This window comes from Lactiplantibacillus sp. 3062 (genome assembly GCF_055413545.1).
This window is the reverse complement of the sequence record NZ_JBVAYE010000007.1, coordinates 26,216-50,229: the sequence shown is the minus strand read 5'-3', so window position 1 is coordinate 50,229 and position 24,014 is coordinate 26,216. Positions and strand designations below refer to the sequence as shown.

24 protein-coding genes and 1 other annotated feature are annotated in these 24,014 nt (G+C 46.0%); all 24 genes read right to left on the bottom strand.

What is annotated here, in order from left to right:
• Positions 1-58: 58 nt before the first annotated feature.
• The gene (gene mnmA / locus ACWQAU_RS10400) at positions 59-1,204 is read right to left on the bottom strand and encodes a tRNA 2-thiouridine(34) synthase MnmA (RefSeq protein WP_015640584.1); all 1,146 of its coding nucleotides are present in this window, start codon (positions 1,202-1,204) and stop codon (positions 59-61) included.
• Positions 1,205-1,299: 95 nt separating this feature from the next.
• A complete protein-coding gene (locus ACWQAU_RS10395) occupies positions 1,300-1,641 on the bottom strand; it encodes a DUF1831 domain-containing protein (RefSeq protein WP_003640843.1) in 342 nt (113 codons plus the stop codon).
• A 2-nt stretch (positions 1,642-1,643) separates the two neighbouring features.
• Complete coding sequence (locus tag ACWQAU_RS10390) at positions 1,644-2,804, bottom strand: cysteine desulfurase family protein (RefSeq protein WP_003640844.1); 1,161 nt, start codon at positions 2,802-2,804, stop codon at positions 1,644-1,646.
• A gap of 58 nt (positions 2,805-2,862) precedes the next feature.
• Entirely contained in the window at positions 2,863-3,555 is a 693-nt protein-coding gene (locus ACWQAU_RS10385) for a 5'-methylthioadenosine/adenosylhomocysteine nucleosidase (RefSeq protein ID WP_027821190.1), read from the bottom strand.
• Positions 3,556-3,575: 20 nt separating this feature from the next.
• A complete protein-coding gene (locus ACWQAU_RS10380; protein ID WP_003640846.1) occupies positions 3,576-3,827 on the bottom strand; it encodes a hypothetical protein in 252 nt (83 codons plus the stop codon).
• Positions 3,827-4,381: an NUDIX hydrolase gene (locus ACWQAU_RS10375; protein WP_003640847.1), complete on the bottom strand. Its 555-nt coding sequence runs from the start codon at positions 4,379-4,381 to the stop codon at positions 3,827-3,829. Before ACWQAU_RS10375 ends, ACWQAU_RS10380 begins: the two co-directional genes overlap by 1 nt.
• A 194-nt stretch (positions 4,382-4,575) precedes the next feature.
• Positions 4,576-5,574, bottom strand: coding sequence for a diaminopimelate epimerase (gene dapF, locus ACWQAU_RS10370; protein ID WP_003645933.1), 999 nt, complete (start codon positions 5,572-5,574; stop codon positions 4,576-4,578).
• 188 nt (positions 5,575-5,762) lie between these two features.
• Positions 5,763-6,167, bottom strand: a complete 405-nt coding sequence (locus tag ACWQAU_RS10365; RefSeq protein WP_013355684.1) for a DUF3021 domain-containing protein — start codon at positions 6,165-6,167, stop codon at positions 5,763-5,765.
• Between the two features lie 10 nt (positions 6,168-6,177).
• Complete coding sequence (locus ACWQAU_RS10360) at positions 6,178-6,636, bottom strand: LytTR family DNA-binding domain-containing protein (RefSeq protein ID WP_013355685.1); 459 nt, start codon at positions 6,634-6,636, stop codon at positions 6,178-6,180.
• A gap of 15 nt (positions 6,637-6,651) precedes the next feature.
• Positions 6,652-7,518, bottom strand: a complete 867-nt coding sequence (locus tag ACWQAU_RS10355) for an ABC transporter permease (RefSeq protein ID WP_027821192.1) — start codon at positions 7,516-7,518, stop codon at positions 6,652-6,654.
• A gap of 36 nt (positions 7,519-7,554) precedes the next feature.
• Positions 7,555-8,385 (bottom strand): ABC transporter ATP-binding protein, encoded by an 831-nt coding sequence (locus tag ACWQAU_RS10350; protein ID WP_033607963.1) that lies wholly within the window; start codon positions 8,383-8,385, stop codon positions 7,555-7,557.
• Positions 8,386-8,679: 294 nt separating this feature from the next.
• Entirely contained in the window at positions 8,680-11,478 is a 2,799-nt protein-coding gene (gene ileS / locus ACWQAU_RS10345) for an isoleucine--tRNA ligase (RefSeq protein ID WP_027821193.1), read from the bottom strand.
• 69 nt (positions 11,479-11,547) lie between these two features.
• Positions 11,548-11,760, bottom strand: a binding site (T-box leader).
• Positions 11,761-11,791: 31 nt separating this feature from the next.
• Entirely contained in the window at positions 11,792-12,490 is a 699-nt protein-coding gene (locus ACWQAU_RS10340) for a DivIVA domain-containing protein (RefSeq protein ID WP_003640850.1), read from the bottom strand.
• 17 nt (positions 12,491-12,507) lie between these two features.
• Positions 12,508-13,293 carry a YlmH family RNA-binding protein gene (locus tag ACWQAU_RS10335; RefSeq protein WP_027821194.1) on the bottom strand — a complete coding sequence of 262 codons (786 nt, stop codon included), beginning with the start codon at positions 13,291-13,293 and terminating at the stop codon, positions 12,508-12,510.
• A gap of 23 nt (positions 13,294-13,316) precedes the next feature.
• The gene (locus ACWQAU_RS10330) at positions 13,317-13,571 is read right to left on the bottom strand and encodes a YggT family protein (RefSeq protein WP_003645935.1); all 255 of its coding nucleotides are present in this window, start codon (positions 13,569-13,571) and stop codon (positions 13,317-13,319) included.
• Positions 13,572-13,589: 18 nt separating this feature from the next.
• Complete coding sequence (locus ACWQAU_RS10325) at positions 13,590-14,012, bottom strand: cell division protein SepF (RefSeq protein ID WP_003640853.1); 423 nt, start codon at positions 14,010-14,012, stop codon at positions 13,590-13,592.
• 23 nt (positions 14,013-14,035) lie between these two features.
• Positions 14,036-15,319 carry a cell division protein FtsZ gene (ftsZ, locus tag ACWQAU_RS10320; protein WP_003640854.1) on the bottom strand — a complete coding sequence of 428 codons (1,284 nt, stop codon included), beginning with the start codon at positions 15,317-15,319 and terminating at the stop codon, positions 14,036-14,038.
• A gap of 29 nt (positions 15,320-15,348) precedes the next feature.
• Positions 15,349-16,695, bottom strand: a complete 1,347-nt coding sequence (gene ftsA / locus ACWQAU_RS10315; protein WP_003640855.1) for a cell division protein FtsA — start codon at positions 16,693-16,695, stop codon at positions 15,349-15,351.
• 116 nt (positions 16,696-16,811) lie between these two features.
• Entirely contained in the window at positions 16,812-17,687 is an 876-nt protein-coding gene (locus ACWQAU_RS10310; RefSeq protein WP_003640856.1) for a cell division protein FtsQ/DivIB, read from the bottom strand.
• A gap of 30 nt (positions 17,688-17,717) precedes the next feature.
• Entirely contained in the window at positions 17,718-18,809 is a 1,092-nt protein-coding gene (gene murG, locus ACWQAU_RS10305) for an undecaprenyldiphospho-muramoylpentapeptide beta-N-acetylglucosaminyltransferase (protein ID WP_003640857.1), read from the bottom strand.
• On the bottom strand, positions 18,809-20,188 hold the full coding sequence (gene murD, locus ACWQAU_RS10300; RefSeq protein ID WP_027821195.1) for a UDP-N-acetylmuramoyl-L-alanine--D-glutamate ligase: 1,380 nt from the start codon (positions 20,186-20,188) through the stop codon (positions 18,809-18,811). The genes murG and murD overlap by 1 nt, the downstream gene beginning before the upstream one ends.
• Before the next feature lie 280 nt (positions 20,189-20,468).
• Positions 20,469-21,434: a phospho-N-acetylmuramoyl-pentapeptide-transferase gene (gene mraY / locus ACWQAU_RS10295; protein WP_003640859.1), complete on the bottom strand. Its 966-nt coding sequence runs from the start codon at positions 21,432-21,434 to the stop codon at positions 20,469-20,471.
• Between the two features lie 28 nt (positions 21,435-21,462).
• On the bottom strand, positions 21,463-23,604 hold the full coding sequence (locus tag ACWQAU_RS10290; RefSeq protein ID WP_003640860.1) for a penicillin-binding transpeptidase domain-containing protein: 2,142 nt from the start codon (positions 23,602-23,604) through the stop codon (positions 21,463-21,465).
• The gene (gene ftsL / locus ACWQAU_RS10285) at positions 23,601-23,987 is read right to left on the bottom strand and encodes a cell division protein FtsL (RefSeq protein ID WP_003640861.1); all 387 of its coding nucleotides are present in this window, start codon (positions 23,985-23,987) and stop codon (positions 23,601-23,603) included. Before ftsL ends, ACWQAU_RS10290 begins: the two co-directional genes overlap by 4 nt.
• Between the last annotated feature and the right edge of the window lie 27 nt (positions 23,988-24,014).

Below are 24,014 nucleotides of genomic sequence, written 5' to 3'. Positions count from 1 at the left end.
TACATACAAAAAAACCGCTAATCAAGCTCAGCTTGATCAGCGGTAAACCAATTACGAACTAAACATACTGTAAGACGCGCTCATCATTATAAGCAGCGTCAATCATACCGGAACCTAAGCATTCCTCACCGTTGTAGAAGACAACGGCCTGTCCAGGAGTAATCGCCCGAACTGGATCATCAAAAGTCACGGTAACTTCCGTGTGGTCATCATTAAAATGCACCGTCACACCAGAATCTTTTTGCCGGTAACGGAACTTTGCCGTCACGTGGAAGTCATTACCTAAGTCTTCATCAGTCACAAAGTGTAAATCGGACGCCTTTAAGTGGGTCGCGTACAGGTGCGGATTATGGTAGCCCTTGCCAACATACAGAATATTCTTCTTCAAATCTTTGCCGACCACGAACCATGGCTCGTTATCCTCGCCATCACCACCGATACCAAGTCCGCGGCGCTGGCCGATCGTGTAATACATCAGCCCGGCGTGCTCACCCTTCACCTGACCATCGAAAGTCATCATCTTACCGGGCGTTGCTGGTAAGTAATGGCCTAGGAATTCCTTGAAGTTCTTTTCGCCAATGAAGCAGATCCCAACGGAGTCCTTCTTCTTAGCTGTTGCCAAGCCCGCGTTTAAAGCAAGCTTACGAACGTCAGGCTTCACCATTTCGCCAAGTGGGAACATCACCTTTTGTAAGGTCTTCGAATCCAGCTGACTTAAGAAATAAGTTTGGTCCTTGTTGCTGTCAACACCACGCAAAAGGTGCATCGTGCCATCTTCATCATGTTGTAACCGCGCGTAATGACCAGTGGCAATGTAATCCGCCCCTAAATCCATCGCGTAATCTAAAAACGCCTTAAACTTAATTTCTTTGTTGCAGATAACATCGGGGTTCGGTGTGCGGCCCTTCTTGTATTCGTCTAAGAAGTACGTGAAGACCCGGTCCCAATATTCCTTCTCGAAGTTAATCGAGTAATAAGGAATCCCAATTTTATCTGCCACTTTGGCAACATCTTTATAATCTTCGGTCGCGGTACAGACACCATTTTCGTCCGTATCGTCCCAATTCTTCATAAACACGCCCACCACGTCATAACCTTGCTGCTTCAAGAGCAACGCCACTACGGATGAATCAACACCACCACTCATGCCGACAACGACACGCGTGTTACTGTGATCAGTCATACTTTTCACCATCATTTCCAAAAGATTCTGGAGAATCCACGATTTGAAGGTCGTACAAGTCCAGTAATTTCCATTATAACAAAGAAAACTCCGGCTGCAAGCCAGGCGTTCCCTGATTAGTCCGTCGTGAGGACATCCCGTTCAATAAAGTTAGCTAAAATATACCGTAATTGTTCAACAGCTTCCGGATGGGCGTCATTTTTGAAAATATTTGCCCGTTGGACACCATTGCCCGTTACCGTCGTCATCTTAAACCCAGTCAAATCCGCATTGACTGTCATCTTCAGCTTGAAAGCCGCTTGATAGGGTGAAGTGGGATCCAAGGAACGTTCAAAACTAAACGCGCCCGAGCGACCCTTCACAAAACCCAAATCCATCAACGTGTATTTCTTGACCGTTGGACTCAGCGTATACGTCTTAGTATCCCCATCTAGTTTAACCGTTGTTGTGTATGCCATCGTCACGCCCCCTGCTTTTTTAATAAGCGCTGCGTCGTCTTCGTCAGCACCGTTACAAACTGATCCAGATCAGCCTTAGTAGTATAGCGACCAAAGCTCAACCGAATCGACTCGCTGATCCGGGGAGAGTCTTCACCATACATTGCAATTAAAACGTGTGATGGTTCTAGGCTCCCCGCCGTACATGCGGAGCCCCCAGAAACTGCGACACCACCTAAGTCCAGGTTAGTTTGCATTGTATAGGTCGATACCCCTTTGATCCATAAGTTCAAAACGTGTTGCAAATTATGCTCACCGAGGGACCCGTTGACTTCAAAATCAACTCCGTTAGCCGTTAACTGGTCAACGATGTATTGCTTGAACTCACGATACTTAGCCTGCCGGTGGGCTTTCTCAGCGGTCGTCAGTTCTTGCACGGCCGTGGCAAAGCCCGCGATTGCCGGGATATTTTCAGTACCGGCACGGCGCTTATCTTCCTGTTCGCCACCCTTGACAAAGCTAGGAAAGTTAATGCCATTGCGTCTATACAAGAAGCCCAAGAATTTAGGCCCATTGATTTTATGTGCTGAGGTGGACAACATGTCAATATGATCCCGTTGCACATCAATATCCAACAACCCGTAGGCCTGCACTGCATCCGTATGGAACCATGCCTGGTGATCCTTTAACAATTCACCAATTTCATGGATTGGCATCTGTGAACCAACTTCATTATTCCCGGTCATGATTGAGACGAGAATCGTATCAGGACGTAGTGCCGCCTTCAAATCATCCAGACTAATTTGTCCCTGTTCATTCACGGGTAAATAAGTAATCTCAAACCCATGTTCTGCCAAAAAAGCAGTCGATTTAAGAATTGCTTGATGTTCGATTGCCGTCGTAATAATATGCTTGCCTAAATGTTGGCGCGTCCACGCGGTCTGCATCACCGCCGTATTATCACTTTCTGTACCACCACTGGTAAAGATAATGTCATCGTCAGCTGCGTTAATGCTTTGGGCAATCACGTGCCGACTATCGTCTAAAACTTCACGGGCGGCCCGACCGAATGCGTGGGTGCTTGAGGCATTGCCAAACGTATTCGTCATTTGATCCGTCATCGTCTGAATAACGGACGCTGCCATTGGGGTCGTTGCCGCATTGTCTAGGTACACTTGCTTCATTACATCATACTTCCTTCTAAATAATTCTTAGTTATTAGCATCGCTGCGATACATCTGACTAATTTTGCGCCGCAAATAATGCAAGTAACATCGCTGCGGACTGCTTACCCGCTTCCAGGATAAATTCGTCAAAACTAACACCGGCATTTTCATCACCGACATCGGACATCGCGCGAATCACCACATATGGCGTCTGGAACTGGTGACAAGCTTGACCAATTGCGGCGCCCTCCATTTCACTAGATAGTGCTTCTGGAAAGTGTGCTAAAATCTTATCGGTAGCCGCCTTATCTGCGATAAATTGGTCACCGGAAACAATCAGTCCAGTCTTGGCATTCAAACCGGTTGCCTTGGCCGCCGCCATGATTTGCTTTACCCAATTGGCATCCGTTTCGTAGTATAGTGGCTGTTGTGGTAATTGGCCATATTCGTAGTCAAAGGCCGTCGCATCAACATCGTGATAAGCAGTTGCCTTAGCTACGACAACGTCACCGACATGCAAACCAGCGCCAATCCCACCTGCAGAACCAGAGTTGATGACAACGTCCACATCAAAGTTAGTAATCATTAAAGCCGTAGTCATACCAGCTTGCACTTTACCAATGCCTGATTGCACTAAGACAACTTCCTGCTGATCAATTGTCCCATCATAGAACGTAATATCCTTAATATTAACGATCTTTTCGTCTTGCAAAGCGTCCCGTAACGTTTTAAGTTCTTCTTCCATCGCACAAATAATTCCAAATTTCATGTGAGCCTAGCGCCTACTTTCTATGGTGTTAAAAATAAAATTAAAAAGACAATAATAATCCCAACGACTAGTCCAGCAATCGCCCAATTCAATTTGCGGGCTAGCCGTTTCGTCTTGGCTTCTTCAACAGCCCGGTTGTTCTCAGCAGCATACGCTTGTCTGGATGCACTGGGTTCAGCCGTTGGTGATTCTTGCTCCTGAGTATCGTGACCAGTTGGCTGGCTACGTTGTTGTCGATATTGCTGTCTGGTGAGTCGATCATCATCTGCCACTATGCTTCAACTCCTAACTCAGGGTGACTTTGCCAGTACCAAATCGCCATTACGGTTTTGGCATCCTGAATCTGACCAGTCTGAACTTGACTGACAGCCGTCGCGAGGTCCAGCTTGATGAGCCTAATTTGTTCGTCAGGGTCTTGTGGGAATGCCGTTGCAACCGCACTCAGACCGGTAGCAACGTACAACTTCATTAGTTCGTCCGTAAACCCGGGTGACGTGTAGAATTGGGCGACTGCTTCTAAGTGCTGAGCTGTCAATCGTGTTTCCTCATTTAATTCGCGGACGGCCGCCTGGTCCATGGTCTCACCGGATTCGACCTTACCAGCTGGAATCTCGACGGTCAGCCCACCGGTTGCAGCGCGCCACTGTTGTTCAACAATCATTTTATGTTGCGCGGTAATCATCAGCATTGCGACGGCCGGCTGGTGTCGCACAATTTCACGTGTTGCCGTCGTTTGATCTGGTAAAGTGACTTCTTGTCGTTCGACCTGTACCAACCCGCCTTGATAAACCAACTGACGACTCTGAACCCGTTCCTCAAATGTCATTGATCAAGAACCCCTTTCAGTGTCTGCTCTCTCAATAAGGATACCGATTTTTTAGCTCGATTGCAATTTTCAACTGGGCGATTTCGGTAATTTTAACGAACCCGCAAAAAATGGGCTAACGAGCGACCAATTTGGCTCCTTAACCCATTTTTCCAATTCTTAAAATCAAGCGGACCAATTGACACTAATCGCCATTAGGCCTTTGCAAGGTTAGCGACGAAATCTTCATAAGCAACCTGCTCACCAGTTTCCGTTGCGGTAGCTGGGCTGTAGTCGCCCTGAAGCGCATCTTCTAATGGCAAAGTCACGATCCGGACGAACGTCGCGTTACCGATCAATTCCATCCAGTATTCTTCATCGGCACCTTGGTGAACAACGGTTTTGACCATCCCACCAGGATTGGTGACGTGGATTTCTTGATTAAAATCGGTACTTTCTTGGTGTAATAACACGTACATCAATGAGGAAGCCGACATCGCAGTCCCACAAGCATTGGTAAAACCAACCCCGCGTTCAAACGTGCGTACAAAAATTGAATTTGGTCCTAAGACTTCCACAAAACTAACGTTGACGCCATCAGGGAAAATTTGGTTTTTACCATCATTCATCCATTCACCGATACGTCCTAATTCGGGGCCAACCAACGTATCATGGTCAACGAACGCAATCAAATGCGGATTAGGCACCGCCACAGCTGAGAATTTCAAGTCAGCAGACAGCGCTGGAATCTTTTCATTAATAATTGTCGTCGCATCGTTATTCGCATGCATGCCAAGTGTCTGCGCGTCGAAAGTTACGGGTGAAATTTCAACACTGTAAGCTGGGACGTGGGCCGCAAAATCAGCAACGGCCTGCACCTTTAAGTCCGCATACATCGTCTGAACCCGGAAGTCTTCCTGACTATTTTGCGTGCCCAAATAACGAGCAACGGTCCGTAGCCCATTACCGCACATGCTAGCTTCCGTCCCGTCCGCATTAATGACCCGCATCCGACCAAGTACTTGTGGATGTTCTGATTTATCAACAACCAACACGCCATCAGCGCCATCGTACAAACCTGCGCCGTCACGTTTACAAATGTTAATTGCCAATTGCTTCAAATCCGCATCCGATAACGGTGCTTGAAATTGTGTTTGATCCAATAAATAAAAATCGTTACCAGAACCGTGTACCTTGATCATTTTCACAGCCATCAACATCCTATCTATATAAAATCGACCTTAATTTAAACTACTTCATTATCATACTGACTTTTTTATGAAAATTCAATTGCAAAGGACCATTTCTCATAATAACCATTCGAGTGACCAGGTCCAGCACTTGAATTGTTCAATAAATCACTGACGCTGTCATCGATCAGCACGTGCACTCCTGTTTAACACTATGAGTGCGGCCGGGTCGCTGTCGTGGGTTGCCGTTTAGCCAACGCTTGGTTAATCTTGGTAACCTTCAAATATTGATTGAAGCGGACCGTACCCCAGAGTACTAGGTAGACACCTGTGAACAAACCCCAGAAAACAATCGTCACGTGCCAGTGATTAAAACCTAACATACCAATGACAAGAACTAACGTACCACCAACATGCAACAATAACGCTCCTAATTCTGATAGTTGTTCAACGTCAAATATTAAGGTCAGCAACCCAATCAACGAACTCATCACCAATACACTCACGATATTCATTGGCGTGGGACGCGTCGCCTGAACTCCCAATGCAAGCAGAACAAGGTAGGCAACCGCACCATAACCACACCCACTCATTATTCGCCGTAAGAAAACCTTCATCGCTATCCTCCTAAACCCCTAAACTAGTCATCAGTGACTTTACATACTTCCGGCTCACCTCAGTTTTAACCTGATTAGTCAATCTTGCCGTCATATTACCCGAAAAGCTATCACTCAAGGTTATTAGATGGTTAAGATTCAGAACAGCATGTTTCGAAACTTGAACAAAGTCAGAGTTTGCCAGTCGTTGCCGAAAATGGATCAGTGGCTCCTTACTGGTCACGATGCCTGTCTGTGTGTAAATCATCAGCTGACCATGTTGGACATCCGCCAGAATAATATCGATGATTTTTACCATCATCAATTGCTCGGTCGTTTTCACCGGTAAGATCGCCGGTTGCCCTGTTTCAAATTGGTCAATGTACGTCATCAGCACTCGAACTGGCTGATTCAGTACCGGTGCCTTAACTAACACCTCCGGCTGTGTTGCCGCTACCTGTTCATCCTGTATAAACTGACTTTGGACCACCTTGACCACCCCATTTTAATTTAGTCGTTGTATGCGACGTCGCTGTCGATACGGTGCTATCAACACTGCTAACAAGCAGCCTAAAAAGATATATCCCATTATCTGATATGTTTGGGAGGTCGTCAATAATCCTGACCAGTTCAGTCGGACACCCATCAATCGTTCAAAATAGGCTTGTGCCGTCATTTGATGATTGAAAACATGGTTGAGCGTGTCGGACATTAATGCTTGCCGATATAGCGACGCCACGTAACTTCCTGGTGTCAGTTTGACTAAAGTCTGAGCAAATGACGGTAACGACCCAACCGGAATATAGATTCCAACTAAAAAGCCAGCCGCAGTGCCGAGAATCGTTGCTATTTTACCAAGATTATCAACTGCTCGGACCCGCTTCAAAATAACCGCATTGACCAGGGTCGCAAAGGCGGCGCTAACGATAATCAAACCAAAGACGGCCAACAATTCTGAGCCGGAGATGGTTAAGCCATCCGCTGCATTAAAATACCCCCACATGCCGAAGAACATCAAGAGCTGCATCACGATTCCAACGATGGTCGCGCTAACTAAATAACTCACCTGTAACTGAAGCGGCCCGGCATCAGTTAACAATAAGTCCGTCTGAATCTGTCGTTCCCGATCCCAAACCAGTTGATTCAAACCAGCTAGTGTCGTTGTGATTCCCGTGAGTGCTAACGTCCCACTAATTAGCCAGTTGTCCAATAATTGGTTGGCTTGGGGCAGTTGTGCCCAGTCGCGGTGCATACCTTGTTTGAGAAAAACCAAGTATAAGATAAATGAGATTGCAGCACTCAATAGTGACAATAACACCCCGCTCCGATTGCGAAAGTATAACAGATAGTTACGCTTAATCAATGCCAACATTTAAACCAGCTCCTTTCCTGTTAAGGTCATGAATGCCTAATTCATAGTTCCCGGATGAAATTCAAAATTTGTTAATAACATACGACAAGTATCCAAGACCTGTAAGGCTATCGTCATATTAGGTACAACGCAACTCACTTGATTGCCTGCCACGTCCACTTTCATTGGTGGTAGTCGCTTCAATACTGCGGACACACATGTTGGCGCCGCTGTCAACACAAGCCGTTGTTGAGCATATTGCTGCTTAATACTGGTCGCCGTCCCATTAGCAATTACCTGTCCTGACGCAATCACGTAAACATTATCGGCTGTATCCGCTTCATCCAAGTAATGAGTCGTCAAAATAATCGTCAAGTGTTCTTGCTGTTGCAACTGATGCAACAAGTGCCAAATTGCCGTCCTAGTTTGAATATCCAAGGCCGTCGTCGGTTCATCTAAAAACAAGATTTCCGGCTGATTGAGCAATGCCCGGGCAATATCAACCCGCCGCTTTTGACCACCAGAAAGTGTCCCATAACGCTGATGCAAAAAGCGTGTCAATCCCAATTGTGCTCCGAGCTGTTCAACTCGGTGCTTTGGTAAATAGTGATACTGATGGGCACGCAACTGTAAATTTTCAACAACCGTTAGTTCTGAATCCAAAACACTGTTTTGAAAAACGACCCCAACTTGTTTAGTCGTCTGTAACTCAATCGTACCAGCGCTTGGTACCAACTGACCAATCAGCATTTTGATCAACGTACTCTTACCAGCGCCGTTTGGGCCTATGATAGCAGTCAAGCTCCCCGTCGTCACTTGTAAGTTAATATCATTGACAGCGACGCGTTGCCGATAAGTTTTGGTTAAATGATGCGTTGTTAATAACATGGTTACCATCTCCCACTTAGAATACCGTCAGCATACCCGCATATGACCACCGTGTCTCACTTTTAAAGGCAAGTGGTCTCATTCACGTGGCAAGTGGTCAGATTGAGACAGTCAAATTCGCTTCCAATCATTCACATGCAACATTTAATTTAAAACCAAACATGTTCAATCATCCGCCATCTGGTAACCGCATTCCCAAAAAATCTAATAAAAAAGTGCCACTAATCAGTCCCGTTCGACTGATTAGTGGCACTTTTCATAAGTTATCAAGACTCACGCTAAATTTAATTCAGATTAAACTTCCAAACCAGTTGTTACTGATTCAGGGTAGTTTTCACGAACGATTGCGGCGCACCGTGCACATAACATCGGATAGGCCTCGTCACTGCCAACATCGGTCTTAACCATTCGGCAACGATCACAAACGTCACCGTCAGCATGGCCAACCTTGATGGCTAACGTGTCACCAAATGTTTCTGCGTCTTCAGGCGCGTCACTTAACGCGTGTAGATCTAATGCTGAAACCATCAACATCTGCCGAACATTGGTGTTCAGATGATCTAAGAAGGCTTGCGTATCATCATCAACATACAAATCCAAGTGTGCTTCCAAGGATTTACCAATCAACTTAGCATCCCGGGCTTCTTCCAACGCCTTTAAGACGTTACTCCGAAGATCCATGAACCGCGTCCATTGAGCCATCAACTCGTCGCTGTTCGCATAATTTTGAACAGCTGGCATCTCAGCTAATTGCGCAAATTCTTCTGGTTCCTTCAAAAATGGCCAAATTTCTTCAGTCGTGTGTGGCAGCATTGGTGTGAAGAGCTTCGTCAAGGCAACCAAAACATCGTAGAAGACCGTTTGCATCGACCGCCGTGAATGGCTATCCTCGGCATCAATGTACATAATATCCTTGGCAATATCGAGATAGAAGTTTGATAAATCAACCGTCAAGAAGTTGATCAACTTCTTGTAGATATCCAAGAAATCATAATGATCGTAATGGTCCTTCGTCTCAGCTACGAATTCGTTCAACCGTGTTTCCATGTACTGGTCCACACTTGCTAAATCTTCATAAGCCACGCGGTTGGTCTTCGGATCAAAGTCTGCGGTGTTGCCTAACATGAAGCGTACCGTATTCCGGAACTTCTTGTAGGAATCGGCTACTTGCTTAAAGCTTTCCATTGAGACCCGAACGTCGGAACTGGTATCCACTGAAGCGACCCACATCCGAACGATTTCAGCACCCATCTGCTTAATAACATCAGCTGGCGCAATCGTGTTGCCCAGTGACTTACTCATCTTACGACCTTGATTATCCAACGTGAAACCTTGTGACAAGACTTGCTTGTATGGGGCATGTCCAGAAACAGCCACACTCGTAATCAAGCTTGAGTTGAACCAACCACGATATTGGTCAGAACCTTCAAGGTATAAGTCGGCTGGATAGTCGAGGTATGAGCGCTCTGCCAGGACACCTTGGTGTGATGAACCAGAGTCGAACCAAACATCCATAATATCGGTTTCCTTAGTAAAGGTACCGTTTGGTGAATGTTCATTAGTATAGCCATCTGGCAATAGGTCCTTAGCGTCGCGTTCGAACCAAACATTCGAACCATACTTGCCAAATAAATCAGCTACGTGGTTAATCGTCACTTCGTCCATGATGGCAGTGCCATCTTCAGCATAGAAGATTGGAAGAGGTACACCCCAAACTCGTTGCCGTGAAATGACCCAGTCACCACGGTCACGAATCATGTTGTAAAGACGCTTTTTACCCCACTCTGGGAAGAATTCAACGTCATCCATCGACTTAAGGATTTCATCACGCATATCACCAACGGAAGCAAACCACTGTGGCGTTGCCCGGAAGATAATCGGCTTCTTAGTCCGCCAGTCAAATGGATAGCTGTGTTCGTATGGCATATATTTCAGTAATAACCCAGCGGCCTTCAACTTGTCCAGTGCGATCTTGTTAGCGTCATCGTAGAAGACCCCCGCAAAATCATCACCAGCTTCAGCCGTTAAGAACCCTTTGTCATCTACGGGAGCAAAGATTGGCAGGTCGTATTGCTTACCGATCCGGTAGTCATCTTCCCCATAACCAGGCGCAGTATGCACTAGCCCAGTCCCAGAATCAAGTGTGACAAAATCACCTAACATCGTTACTAAATGCCGACTATTGTCAAAAGGATGTTCGCACAAAATGTTTTCGAGTTCCGCACCCTTGACCGTTTTAAGCACTTGAACATCTTCCCAACCAAATCGTTCGGCATTTTCGTCCAACAATTCAGCCGCGAGCACAAACTTACGATTTTCACCAGCCGGTTGCACAACGACGTAATCAAAACTTGCATCGATTGTGATTCCTTCTGAAGCTGGAATCGTCCAAGGAGTTGTTGTCCAAACAACCATATAGGTATCATCATCTAAGACACCCTTACCATCAATGACATGTTCACCGTAGAAGGCGGATGGCGATGTCACATCATGATATTCCACTTCAGCTTCTGCCAAAGCCGATTCAGAAGACCATGACCAAAAGACAGGCTTTTGGCCCCGGTAGATCAAGTGACGTTTAGCAAACGCACCAAAGACCCGCACTTGAGCCGCTTCAAATTCTGGCTTTAACGTTAAGTATGGGTTGTCCCATTCACCAGCAACGCCTAAGCGCTTAAACTCATCACGTTGACGATCAACTTGTTCCAACGCGTATTTCCGACAAAGTTCTCGGAATTCATTGTCCGTCATCTTCTTGCGGTCATAACCGGCTTGCTTTAACTTCTGTTCGATTGGTAGCCCATGGGTATCCCAACCAGGAACGTAAGGTGCCCGAAACCCATTCATCGACTTATAGCGAACGATGAAATCCTTCGTGATCTTATTTAAGGCGTGCCCCATATGGATATCACCATTCGCGTATGGTGGGCCATCGTGTAAGATAAAGCTTGGCTTACCTTCATTCAATTTTTGCCGTTGTTCGTAGACTTTATTTTCAGCCCACACATTTTGCCGTTCAACTTCTTTGACCGGTAAGTTTCCACGCATTTTAAACTTGGTCTTACCGAGGTTTAACGTTTCTTTAACGCGCATATTCTCACTCCTTAAAATTTTTATCAAACAATCGCCATTGGATTTTTAGACACAAAAAAACTTCGTCCACCCAGGGACGAAGTTATCGTGGTACCACCCAATTTTAGAATTGTTTAAATTCTCTCTTAGCATGGTTAACGTCCATGGACCGGCCACCCTTACTCAATTCAGGATAGCATTCGGAGATGATCTGCAACTAACTAAGGGACGACTGCCTTTCCATTGCCGGCAGCTCTCTGGGCGTATTAGTTAATTGTTTGCTGTTCTCCTCAATACATTCAATTCGCTTCAATTGTGCCTGACGATCGCCTAATTAATTATTAGTGCTGTCATCATCAGGGAAAATAACCACCGTCTGTTGTTGGACTTGATCGCCACCGTCCGCAACGGGGGTCTCACCACTCGTTGCTTCCGTAATTTCAACGGTTGCTTCTGAGTTTACGCTCGCATCCCCCGAGTTGTCAAGGTTATCTTCCTTTAAAACGTGTTGAATTTCAGCATAATCAGCCGTATTCGTTTCGCTAAGTAGTTGATCCCAATCCTTGCTCTTAACCACTTCTAACTGCGATTCTAACATCACTTGCAAGCGTTGCCGGAAGACCCGCGTTTGTTTCTTCAAATCATCAGTTTCAACGGATAATCGTTTGGCCTTTTGAGAAGCTTCGTCGATCATTTGGTTTGACTTGTCGGTTGCTTCACTCACAATGTCAGACGCTTGTTTCTGAGCTTCGCGGGTGATAATGTCGGCTTCCTTCTTAGAGTTCGTCTTCACTTTATCAGCAGCTTCTTGAGCCACCAAGATAGATTGATTCAAGGAATCTTTCAATTCATTGAAATACTTCAACTTACCTTCACTCGAGTCCAACCGTTCTTGGAGGTCTTTATTTTGCTTCAAGGTAATTTGATAATCTTTGATAATTTGTTCTAGAAAATCATTAACCTCATCAATATTGTAACCACGCAGTTTCGTTGAAAACTCTTTGTTATGAATGTCATCAGGACTTAACACCATTAGAATTCCTCCAATATCTATTTACTATGAATAATATTTAATGTTATTCGCAGCCGCGCTTTTTTGGTCTCACCGCTAATTTCGGCAAGTCGGACACGACCGTAATGGTTCACACTCAGCATATCTAACAATGCTAACTCGTAATCAGCTTTCGGTAAGTCAGCCCAATTCAGCCGAACCTTAGCACCTTCGATCAATTCCTTGGCGTGATGCCGCGACAAGTTGAACGCCGCCTTAATGATACTATCCGCACGTAATGAACTAACCGTCGTAGTAACTGCCTCCCAGTCGTCTTCCGGTGTGATCACCGCCGACAATGGTACCGCTGTTAAGTGGACTTTCGTCTTACCAAAACGGTCGATTTGCTCCTCGAAATAGCTGGCCATCTCGTTTTCGCACACAAACTGCCATGTCGTTCCGTCAGTCACGATGTCACCAAAGACATCACGCTCGACGCCGGCATTGGCAAGCGTACCCAGAATTTGACCATGCTTTAAGGTGGCAAACTTCACGGGATAAACAATGTTAAACAGTGTGATTTGAAAATCGGCCACTTCAGGTTCGTAATACACCGGGTAAAATAAGATCCGTTGTAACTCAGCACCTTCAAAGCCACCGGATGCCCGCATCCGCACGTCGTCTAACTGGTTGACCAGCGTTTGCGCAATGTAGATTTGTCGCGGGTTCAAAAACGCAGTTAAGATTGGTCGGTACTGATCAGCTACTTGCCGTAGCCAACCAGTGACCTGTTCAATAAATGGGGCTTCACTATCGCGAAAATGTTGTTTTAAGTTATCATTCACGATACTATCCTCGTTATTTTAATTTAGTATATCAATAAAGTTATCAGATAAAATAGGCCACTTTCAGCTAATTGGAGCACCAACAGCGCAATGATCGGCGAAAAATCCAGTCCGGCAATTGCGGGAATAAAGCGCCGAAAAATACTGAGAAATGGTTCACAGATTTGACCTAAGAATTGGCCCACGCGAGTATTATAAGCTCCCGGGAACCATGACATCAAAATGTAAACCACAATGGCTAATTGGTACAGTTGAAACAACCGACTAATAATCGTCACTAACAGGCCACTCACTCCTTATAATTTGCTCGTATCAAACTGACTTGTCGTACTTCCGGAAACCTCGTAATTTTCAGGAATACAGAGGAAAATTTCATCACCGATCCGTTCGATCTCACCATTGATGGCAAAAACCGTCCCGGTCAAAAAATCCACAATCCGGCGTGCCATTTCATCATCGACGTGATCAAAATTAATGATTACAGCTTGATTTTTCAATAACTGCGTCGCAATTTCTTTCACGTCCGAATAAATTTTCGGTTCGAATAGGGCAATTTTGCTATTCACCGACTTGCCCCCTTGCATTGGAACTACCTTTGGCGTGCTCCGAGTATTGGTTGCAGATTCAGTGGGAGCCGCCGCTTGGGAAGCTTCGGTGGGTTCCTCATACTGACTGTCAGAATCACCAACACCAAAAAAGTTACTAATGAATCCGGCCATGTGCTTGCGCTCCCTTCACCGTTTTACTTACGCCGGCGCTTGAAGAATGGTGGTGTATCTAGCGAATCACCACTGTTATCATCCTTACTATCGTCAGCTTGTGAGTTGTCATTAAAGACATCAAAATCAGTTTTTTCAACATTGTTAAACTCTTGACCATTGTTGACTGGCCGTGAATTGTTCGGTTCGCGCCGAATATCCCAATTACCGAATGGGTCGTTAGCTTGGGACTCACTTGATTGGGCCGCTTCACTCGTCGCTGGCTGGTCAGTTGGCGTTGCGAACATGCCGCCTCGTTGCTGACTAGCTTCACTACGACTAGGCTGGCTGTCCATCTTGAGTTCGCGTTGCTTCTGATCGATACCAGTGGCAATCACGGTCACCCGGACTTCATCGCCAAGACTTTCATCGATCGAAGTCCCAAAGATAATGTTAACATCAGTCGTTGCCGCTTGGGAAACAATGTCAGAAGCAGCTTGGGCTTCATACAAGGACATGTCGGGGCCACCCGTGATGTTCAGCAAGACTTGTTCGGCACCATCGATTGAAACTTCCAATAATGGTGAAGAAATGGCTTGTTTAGTCGCGTCCGCCGTCCGGTTTTCACCACTAGCAGAGCCAATACCCATCAGAGCGGAACCTTGGTTTTGCATGACCGTCTTAACGTCGGCAAAGTCCAAGTTAACGTACCCTGGTGACGTGATTAAGTCAGAGATACCTTGAACCCCTTGACGTAACACATTATCAGCTTCTTGGAAGGCTTCCATCATTGGAGTCTTCTTATCAACGATTTCAAGCAAACGGTTGTTAGCAATAATGATCAACGTATCAACGTTGTCTTTCATCTGAGCAATTCCTTCAGCAGCGTTACGAGCACGCTTAGGACCTTCAAATGTAAATGGACGGGTGACAACACCCACTGTCAGCGCGCCGGAGTCCTTAGCAATTTTAGCCACAACTGGTGCCGCACCATTACCAGTACCGCCACCCATACCGGCCGTTACAAAGACCATATCTGAGCCTTGTAACGCTTCTGTCAAGGCCTCTTCACTTTCCTGCGCAGCCTTGGAACCAACATCAGGATTAGAACCTGCGCCTAATCCCCGCGTAAGCTTTGGTCCAAGTTGAATTTTAGTTTCGGCATTTGAAGTTTGTAATGCCTGCACATCAGTGTTGGCAACGATGAATTCGACGCCTTTAACATCTTCAGCAATCATCCGGTTAACGGCGTTACCACCACCGCCACCGACACCGATGACTTTAATATTAGCCCCTGAGTTCTGGGTTGAATCTAAAGAAAATTCCATGTTTTTTCCTCCGTCATTTCTATCCGATATTAATCAAAGAAGTGGTTGAAGAAGCCTTTGACCCGTTCAACAGTTCCCTTATGATCTGGATCAGCCTGTTCCTGTGGTGCTTGTGGCGCAGACTGTTTCTTAGTTGCTTTTTTAGGTTGTGCTGCGGGTTGGCTAGGTGCTGGTGTTGTATCAGCAAATTCCAACGCCACACTGGCACGAGTATCACCGGTAAGTGCACTCTTAACGAGTAACGTAACTTCACTCAAGGCCGCTTGATATTTGATGACCGCTAACGCCTCATCAAACGACGGATGCCTCAAGCCCATTTGATTAGGCGTAAAGACGCGAACTCGCGTTCCAAAACGTTGCGCCGCCAAATCAGTGATACCGGGTAATGCTGCCACCCCACCAGTTAAAACAATGCCACCGGGGAGCTCGAGCGCCCGAATCTCATCCAAGTGCTGCTTGACCTTATCAAAGATCTGGTCTAGACGAGCCTCAATGATTTCTGCTAAGTATTGCTCACTTATTTGCTCCGGTGTACTTTGCCCAACAACATCAACTGGGAAAAGTTCATCATCCGAGGCCTGCTGAGCATCGGCATAGCCATAATCACGCTTTAACTTCTCGGCATTCTCGATCGATGTATTCAAAACGACCGAGATATCTTTGGTAATATACTGGCCGCCTTCTTGGTCAACGTAAGTATACTTCAATTGGTGATCATGTATAACTGCCGCAGTCGTTTGACCACCGCCCATGTCAATAATGATCGAACCAAAATCTTGTTCACCGTCATTCAGCACTAAGGAACTTAATGCCAAGGGCGCGATCACAATCTGTTCAATTTGCAGTCCAGCCTTTTCCAAAGCCTTCCGCGTATTGTGAATGATTGTTTTCGGACCAGTGAACAGGGTGCCGTGCATTTCAAGCCGGACCCCAACCATGCCACGTGGGTCCTTGATGCCATCAAAGCCATCGACGACAAATTCATCGGGGATGACATCCAGTACTTCCCGCTCTGGCGGTAAACTCTGAACTAACGCAGCCGCCGCAACGTTTTGAACATCTTCATTATTAATTTCTTTGGACTCATCTGCCACGGCAATCATACCACGACAGCGTTCAATTTTAACCAGGTTAGCGGGAACTCCCGCAATCACCTTTTTTATTTCGATACTTGCTTTTTCTTCAGCTTGGCGTACTGCTGATCGAATCGTTTCGGCCGCCTTATCAATATCGACGATCACGCCACGACTTAAACCATTAGAACGTGCGCTTCCCACACCAATAACGTTCATTTGCCCTTTAACACGTTCAGCAACAATGACTTTTATTGAGGTGGTCCCTATATCAAGTCCGACATAAATTCCTGAATTATCCATAATAGAGGAACCTCCTAGTATTTTACATAAATATTCAAGGATTCGCTGACATATCCAGTTATTCCTTAGTTTACCATATCCTAAGCGCTTTTAAAAAGGTCACACTTAGCATTCTATCAATTATTCTGATTCTTGAACGGATAGGAGTATGCGCCCACCTCAAGATTGATGACACCCTTGGTTTTCATCTTCGCCACAATTCCCGGATAATAAGCCATCTTGCTAGCAAAAGTGCTAATTGTTGCGTACACTTCATTACCGTCATTCATGTAAAGATGAACCCGTTCGGGATTAGCCTTGTTCGGCGCAAACTTGATCTCAGAAATATTGTGTTTGACCGCCGATGGTAACTTAGCGTACTGTGCAATCATCGTTGCTAAGCGGTGACCGCTTTTAAAGTTGGCATAGATCGGTGAACCGCCACCGGGTTGAGAATAGGTCGCTTTCAAAATCAACCCATTTTCCAAAATTCGTCGATAGTGTTGACCAGTCGATAAGTAACCCGCGATGCGAATTTCTTTAACTGTCACCCGAACACTGTTCAATCCAACTAACTTAGTCGTGACCTTGCCGATTTGCGGCTGGGCACGTTCTGCGCGCTTAGTAGTCCGTTGATCATGACCAATCACGGACCATAAGGCAACTCCAGGGTTGATCTTAGTCGCCGTCTTGACCTGCGTAACAGACAATTGATCGTTACCATGTACGGTCACCGTCTGAACATGGCTCAGTGGTGAAATGAAGTAACCAGCCACACCAGCACCAATCAGAAAACAGCCCATCAAGATCACGACCCGTTTGAAAAGTAATCGGCGGCGCTGAGATTTGAGTTTCGGTAATTTATCGCCAATTCGCAGGCGTTTACCTGACCAACTATGGTGACTCTTTTGCGCTGCGCGATGATTCTCAGCCGCGTCTCGTTGAAACCGTTCCCAGGGTGTCAGCTGCTCGGGGTGCTCACGCTCCTTGGGCTTTTTATGAAAAATGGCCATCACACCCACCCTTTCACTCTAGTCTCTGTGCTACTTAATCACCGTTTCTAAAACGTGTAGTAACTGGTCGGCCGCATCAGGCATCCCCAGTTTTTTCGCATTAGCCGCCATCGTTTCACGATGCGTGGTACTTTGGAGAAGGCCATCTAATGCAGCTACCAAACTGGTTCCCGTCAAATCAGCTTCCTTAATCAGTTCAGCCGCCCCCGCATTCACGAGGCTTTGTGCATTCTTGGTCTGATGATCATTCGTAACGTATGGACTAGGAACTAGAATTGAAGGAATCCCTAAAGCCGTAATTTCCGCAATACTAGTTGCACCTGCTCGACCAAGAATAACCGCGACTTCTGGTAGAATTGCTGGCATATTTTTGATGTATGGTTCGATTTTAACATTCGGAGCTAGCGCTGTCGCTGACAAGCCATTCCGAATCTTTTCGTAGTGTACCTGGCCGGTGACGAACAAGGTCTGATAGTCACGTTTGTTCAGTTCAGGAATTGCCGCGACCGCTGCTGCGTTAATGCGCGCAGCACCCCGGCTCCCCCCAAAAATCAACGCCGTTGGAATGTCAGGATCCAGATCAAACTGCGCCAAAGCGCCACTTTTTTTAATATTAGCCACTTGTTGGGCTCGAGGATTCCCAGTCATCACAACTTTTTGAGCGGGAAATTGTGAGCGCGCACTCTCAAATGAAATGGCGATTTTATCCACAAACCGACTTAGGAATTTGTTAGTGACACCAACAACTGAATTCTGTTCATGAATGACTGTTGGAATGTGCATCTGGCTCGCCGCGAAAACGACCGCACCACTCACGTAGCCCCCGGTTCCGACCACAACATCTGGTTTAAACGCCTTAATGTACTTACGCGCCGTAACCACACTCTTTAAAAACAAATAGACTGTTTTAACATTTTGTAATGACAATGAACGCTTAAAGCCCTGGATCTTGATTGTTTTAAAATCGATCCCCCGTTCCGGCACAATGCGGCTCTCTAGTCCACGATGGGTTCCCACAAACTGAACTTGCGCTTCGGGATCATGTGCTTTTAAGGCATCGATCAGTGCCAGTGCGGGATAGATATGACCACCTGTCCCACCGCCAGAAATCATTAATCGCATTAGTTTTCTTCCGCCTTTCCAGTTAACTGTTCGATTGCTTTAATAAATCGGTCGCCCCGCACTTCGAAGTTCGGGTACTGATCCCAACTGGCACAAGCCGGCGATAACATGATGATGTCACCAGCCTGACTATGTTGCCAAGCAATTGGCACAGCAGTCTCACAGTTGTCCGTAAACTCAATATCTTGAATACCAGCCAAACGCCCAGCGTCCGCCATTTTTTCAGCAGTCTCACCGAAGACGATTAACGTCTTGACATGCGCCTTTAATGCGGGAGCAAGCTTTTCAAACGTATTACCACGGTCCAAACCACCAGCAAGTAAAATGACCGGCTGATCAAAGCCCTTCAAGGCCATCTCGGTCGACACCAAGTTGGTTGCTTTGGAATCGTTGTAAAATTGCCGGTCCTGATACGTCTCGACATATTGAGTCCGGTGTCGAACACCCGTAAACGTCTTCAAGACTTGAACGATTCCTGCTGTTGGAACAGCTTGAAGTTTAGCAACGGCAATCGCTGCTAACGCATTTTCAACATTATGATCACCAGGAATCCGGATATCAGCAGCATCCATGATGTACTCATCTTTAAAGTACAGCTTGCCGGCTTCTTCATAGGCGCCATCTTTCGTATTGGCTTGCCGTGAAAATGGCACGACGGTTGCTTGTGATTGCTTACTGAGTTGCCGCCATTCTTCACTATCCCAATTAATGACTAGATAATCATTAGCCGTTTGGTTCATGGTGATTCGCATCTTTGCCTTGACATAGTTCTCACGTGAGCCATGGTAATCCAAATGCGTCGAATAAATATTCGTAATCACCGCAATATGTGGGTGCAAAGTTTGAATACCACACAACATAAAACTCGAAAGCTCAGTCACCATTGTGTCGGCCGCCGTAGCCTTTTGTGCAATTGCTGAGGCCGGCACGCCAATATTGCCTGCTACGTAAGCTTTACCGGCATTTGTGCGTTGATTAAGCATCATCGTGATCATCGTCGTTGTCGTGGTTTTACCGTTCGTCCCCGTCACCCCAATCAACTCTCCCGCTAGGATTTGCGATGCAAGTTCAACTTCGGTAATAACTGGAATACACTTTTCCTGAGCCCCACTCACAATTGGATTTGAGTATGGAATACCCGGGTTCTTGACAACAACTTTAAAATCTTCATCTAGTAGTGACAACGGGTGACCACCCGTGATAACTTTGATTCCATCACTCAATAATTCCTGTGCATCCGGGTTCTCATCAAATTTCCTTTTATCATTAACGGTCACAAACGCACCTAATTTGTGGAGCAACCGTGCGGCATTGACCCCACTCTTTGCTAATCCAAGAACCAAAACCTTTTGGTTACGATACTGCTCAACCGACTTCATAAACCAAGATCTCCCTATAATGTTTGTAGATGATACCTAAATTAACTTGTTATGTGGCTGATGCACCAACTCGTGGTCATCAGCAAATTATTCATGGTGAGCCAGTGACCAATTCCACGACATAATCTGCGGCAGACAACGCAACCATTTAAAGAACAATCGTTGCGTTGATAGGAATCAGTACTATTTACTTGGCGACCACCAATGAATAAAGTCCTACCGCAAAGACCAATTATGTACAGCTAACTCGGACAAAAATGCCCGAGTTAGCAAACTGTGACTAAATAATCGTGGCAACACTGATTACGGCTGCCACTAAACCAATCGACCAAAAAACGATATCAATCTTCCACTCGCTCCAACCCTTCATCTCAAAGTGATGGTGAATTGGACTCATCAGAAAGATCCGTTTTCCCGTTAACTTGAACGAGGCGACTTGGAGGATAACTGAAGCCGTTTCAATGACAAAAATGATGCCAATCAAGAGGAGGGATAGTTCATGATGCAATAAGATCGATACTGCAGCTAAAGCACCACCGAGCGCTAATGATCCCATGTCACCCATAAAGATCTTGGCCGGTTTGTGATTATACACGAAGAAACCTAATAGTGACCCCACGACGGCCAAACAGAATAACATCACATTATACTGATTTTGAGCGTAAGCAATCACGGCATACGCACCAAAGGCAATCGTGGCCTGACCAGCGACTAATCCGTCCAACCCATCCGTTAAGTTGACGGCATTTGAGAAGCCCACTAACCAGATGATGGCGAAGAGCATGTACCAAATTCCCAGCGACCAGACCCCCAAACCTGGAATCCTAAGTGCCATTGGCAAATGTTCATGTTGATAGACCAACGTTAAAATTACTGCCCCAATGACTTGACCAAGTAATTTTTGCCAAGCCTTTAAACCTTCGTTTTGTTTACGCCAAAGCTTGATACTATCATCCCAAAAACCAAGTGCACCGTATAAGACCAGGATAAACATCAAAATCCAGGTGGTTGGTTGTAGCTGATGTTGCCACCCACCGACCCATAACGTGGTGACTAAGATTGCGATAATGAACAGTAGGCCCCCCATAGTTGGCGTCCCAGATTTTTTCTCATGCCACTTAGGACCTTCCTCACGAATCATCTGTCCTTCTTTGCGGGCGCGGAAATACCGAATAAGTGACGGCATTAACGCAAACACAATAATAAAACCACTAATTAGGGTTGCACCCCACACTAATAAACTCACAACAATTCTCCATTCTAAGACTTGATAACTACTTCAGTGTCACACTAATTGCCTGCTTAGCTTCGATCGGATTACCCGCAGTCACACTTTGCGTCTTGACGTAACCCGTCCCGCTAGTCGTGAGCTTAACGCCCGTCAACGTCGCAAAATCAGCCACTTCACTTGCCGACCATCCAGATAAGTTCGGCATATACATCTGCCCGTTGGTAACCAGAATGACGCGTTGACCACTTGAAACGACAGTGCCAGAAGAAATGGATTGCTTGACGACCCGACTACCCTTACCAACAACGACCACGTCAAGCCCCTGCTTCTTAGCAGCTTTCTTGGCCGCGCTAGTCGACTTACTCGTCAAATCTTTCATTTTGATCGTCGTCGCTTTAGTCTCACTCGCTTTTTGTTCTTCCAATGCCCGTTTCATCACGGTATCAAAAATCTCTGCCATGTCATCTGACGCGGAACTTCCGTTAAGTGTCGGTTGTTTCATCGTAATGTACATAATGTACTTCGGATTTTTAGCTGGCGCCATCCCGACGACCGAGTACAGATAGGTGTTGTCACCTTGCTCATACGTACTCCCGTTGCTGACCTGGGCAGTCCCAGTCTTAGCAGCAATGCGATACCCGCTGATCTTATATGATGAGCCAGTACCGTATGACTTATATACCACATCTTGCATATGATCCAACACCTTGCTGGCAGTCTTCGAACTGATTGGCTGGCTTACAACCTTCTTCTTACCCGTATAAACCGTTTTGTTGGTGTTAGGGTTAGTGATCTTGGAGATAAAGTACGGCTGTAACATCTTACCATGATTAGCAATCGCTGTGAATCCACGAAGCATCTGCATAGCGGTCACCTGAATCCCCTGACCAAAGGCCGTATCCGCTTGTTCGATTGGATACGTAAATTGAATTGAACCACTCTGCTCGTTGTCAAGACCACTATTAGTACTCTCACGCAACCCAAAGCGTTTAATGTACTTCAGCCAAGTCTTGGCCCCCATTGCTTGTTCTAGGTGGGCCATCGCCGTGTTACTTGAAAGGGCAAACCCCTTAGCATAGGTAATATTGCCCCACCCGCTCGTATTCCAATCAGGAACGGTATTATTACCGATCTTATATTCACCGGTTGGGACGGTTACATTAGCATTGTACTTACCGCTGTCGATCGCCGCTGCCATTGTAAAGACCTTCATCGTCGATCCTGGTTCATACGTGTCTTCAACCAACAAATTACGCCACATTTTAGATAGTCCGGTCTTTGTTTGCGCATTAAATGTCGGTCGCTGCGTCGTCGCCAGAATGGCACCAGTCTTCGCGTTCATCAACGTTGCTGTCATTGACTTAGGTGAGACCTTAGCGTTTACTTGTGAAACTTTAGTTTCCAGTAATGTCTGTAACTTACTATCGATGGTGGTATAAATATTATCCCCATCCTTAACCTTCTTACCAGTCTCAGTGCTACCTTGATATCCGCTCTTCGTAATCGTCTTGCGACCATCGGTTCCCGATAACTGCTTGTTAAAAGCCAACTCGATGCCCATCGACCCCGTTAACCGCGTCTGATCGGTATCCTTCTGACTCTTGGAGGTGGTCAACCCAACTAAGTGGGAAGCAAACGTGCCGTTTGGGTAGAGACGCGCTTCAGATTCAATAAAGTGCAGCCCAGCCACATTTTGGGCATCGATCTTTTCCTTGGTCGTCAGTGAAATATTCTTACCAGCCGTCCCAAATTCAATTTGGAACTTACCTGCGCCTTTTTGCAAGGTCGCGAGGGCTTTCTTATAGCTGATTGGCAAATACTTCGATAAGACACGCGCCGCCTTCGCATTATTTTTAACATACAGTGCCTTGCCACTAGCACTTTGCTGATTTTTCGCCATAATGGCGTAGACCGTGTACGTGCTAGTATCTTCAGCGATTGGGTCACCGTTGGCCGTATAAATAGTCCCACGTTTGGCCGTGATGGTCTGGTCTTCCGTATAAAGTTTCTTGGTGGCCTCGACCAGATTGACCCCGTTGACGTGGCGCACAATCGCGATATATGAAAAACGAATGATCAAAACACCAAAGACGGCAATCGCGCCAAAAAATAGCCATTGGCCAAAAATTCTACGATTTTGTTTTGGTGACCGTTTCGAAGTCATTCGTTGTTTGTTCTTATTCATTTGTAAACATTCCTTATGCTACCGTTGTTCAGCGATAACCCGTACTGCTTAGCAATTTTATTTAAACGGCTCCGACTTGAAAGTTCACTGATTTCTTGTGCGGCCGACGTATTTTTTGCCTGCACTTTTGTGACTTTCGTTTGCACCGTCTGTAACTGACTTTGTGCGTTACTCGTTGCAATGTTCGTTGAAACTAACATAATGGCTAATCCAAACACCACCAAACTCAAACCAACACACAATACTTTTTCAAATAATGAAAAAGCAACTCGCTGCGTCTTGATGGACGGATTCGGGGTCACAACGGTTTTTGTTTTATGTACCGGGGTGGTTGCGCCAGGAGTTTGCTGTGGCAACTCCCGCGCTAATCCATTTTGGGCCATTTTAATCACTCCTTTAATTATTCCTGA

Coding starts and splice junctions, on each gene's coding strand:
- ACWQAU_RS10390 (WP_003640844.1), bottom strand. CDS start 2,804: ATGAAGCAAGTGTACCTAGACAATGCGGCAACGACCCCAATGGCAGCG.
- ACWQAU_RS10375 (WP_003640847.1), bottom strand. CDS start 4,381: ATGACATTTGAGGAACGGGTTCAGAGTCGTCAGTTGGTTTATCAAGGC.
- murD (WP_027821195.1), bottom strand. CDS start 20,188: ATGAAGTCGGTTGAGCAGTATCGTAACCAAAAGGTTTTGGTTCTTGGA.
- ACWQAU_RS10355 (WP_027821192.1), bottom strand. CDS start 7,518: ATGTTGGCATTGATTAAGCGTAACTATCTGTTATACTTTCGCAATCGG.
- ACWQAU_RS10310 (WP_003640856.1), bottom strand. CDS start 17,687: ATGGCCATTTTTCATAAAAAGCCCAAGGAGCGTGAGCACCCCGAGCAG.
- ACWQAU_RS10395 (WP_003640843.1), bottom strand. CDS start 1,641: ATGGCATACACAACAACGGTTAAACTAGATGGGGATACTAAGACGTAT.
- ftsZ (WP_003640854.1), bottom strand. CDS start 15,319: ATGGAATTTTCTTTAGATTCAACCCAGAACTCAGGGGCTAATATTAAA.
- ACWQAU_RS10365 (WP_013355684.1), bottom strand. CDS start 6,167: ATGAAGGTTTTCTTACGGCGAATAATGAGTGGGTGTGGTTATGGTGCG.
- ACWQAU_RS10385 (WP_027821190.1), bottom strand. CDS start 3,555: ATGAAATTTGGAATTATTTGTGCGATGGAAGAAGAACTTAAAACGTTA.
- ACWQAU_RS10340 (WP_003640850.1), bottom strand. CDS start 12,490: ATGGTGTTAAGTCCTGATGACATTCATAACAAAGAGTTTTCAACGAAA.
- ACWQAU_RS10290 (WP_003640860.1), bottom strand. CDS start 23,604: ATGAATAAGAACAAACAACGAATGACTTCGAAACGGTCACCAAAACAA.
- murG (WP_003640857.1), bottom strand. CDS start 18,809: ATGCGATTAATGATTTCTGGCGGTGGGACAGGTGGTCATATCTATCCC.
- ileS (WP_027821193.1), bottom strand. CDS start 11,478: ATGCGCGTTAAAGAAACGTTAAACCTCGGTAAGACCAAGTTTAAAATG.
- dapF (WP_003645933.1), bottom strand. CDS start 5,574: ATGGCTGTGAAAATGATCAAGGTACACGGTTCTGGTAACGATTTTTAT.
- ACWQAU_RS10325 (WP_003640853.1), bottom strand. CDS start 14,012: ATGGCCGGATTCATTAGTAACTTTTTTGGTGTTGGTGATTCTGACAGT.
- ftsA (WP_003640855.1), bottom strand. CDS start 16,695: ATGGATAATTCAGGAATTTATGTCGGACTTGATATAGGGACCACCTCA.
- ACWQAU_RS10350 (WP_033607963.1), bottom strand. CDS start 8,385: ATGTTATTAACAACGCATCATTTAACCAAAACTTATCGGCAACGCGTC.
- ftsL (WP_003640861.1), bottom strand. CDS start 23,987: ATGGCCCAAAATGGATTAGCGCGGGAGTTGCCACAGCAAACTCCTGGC.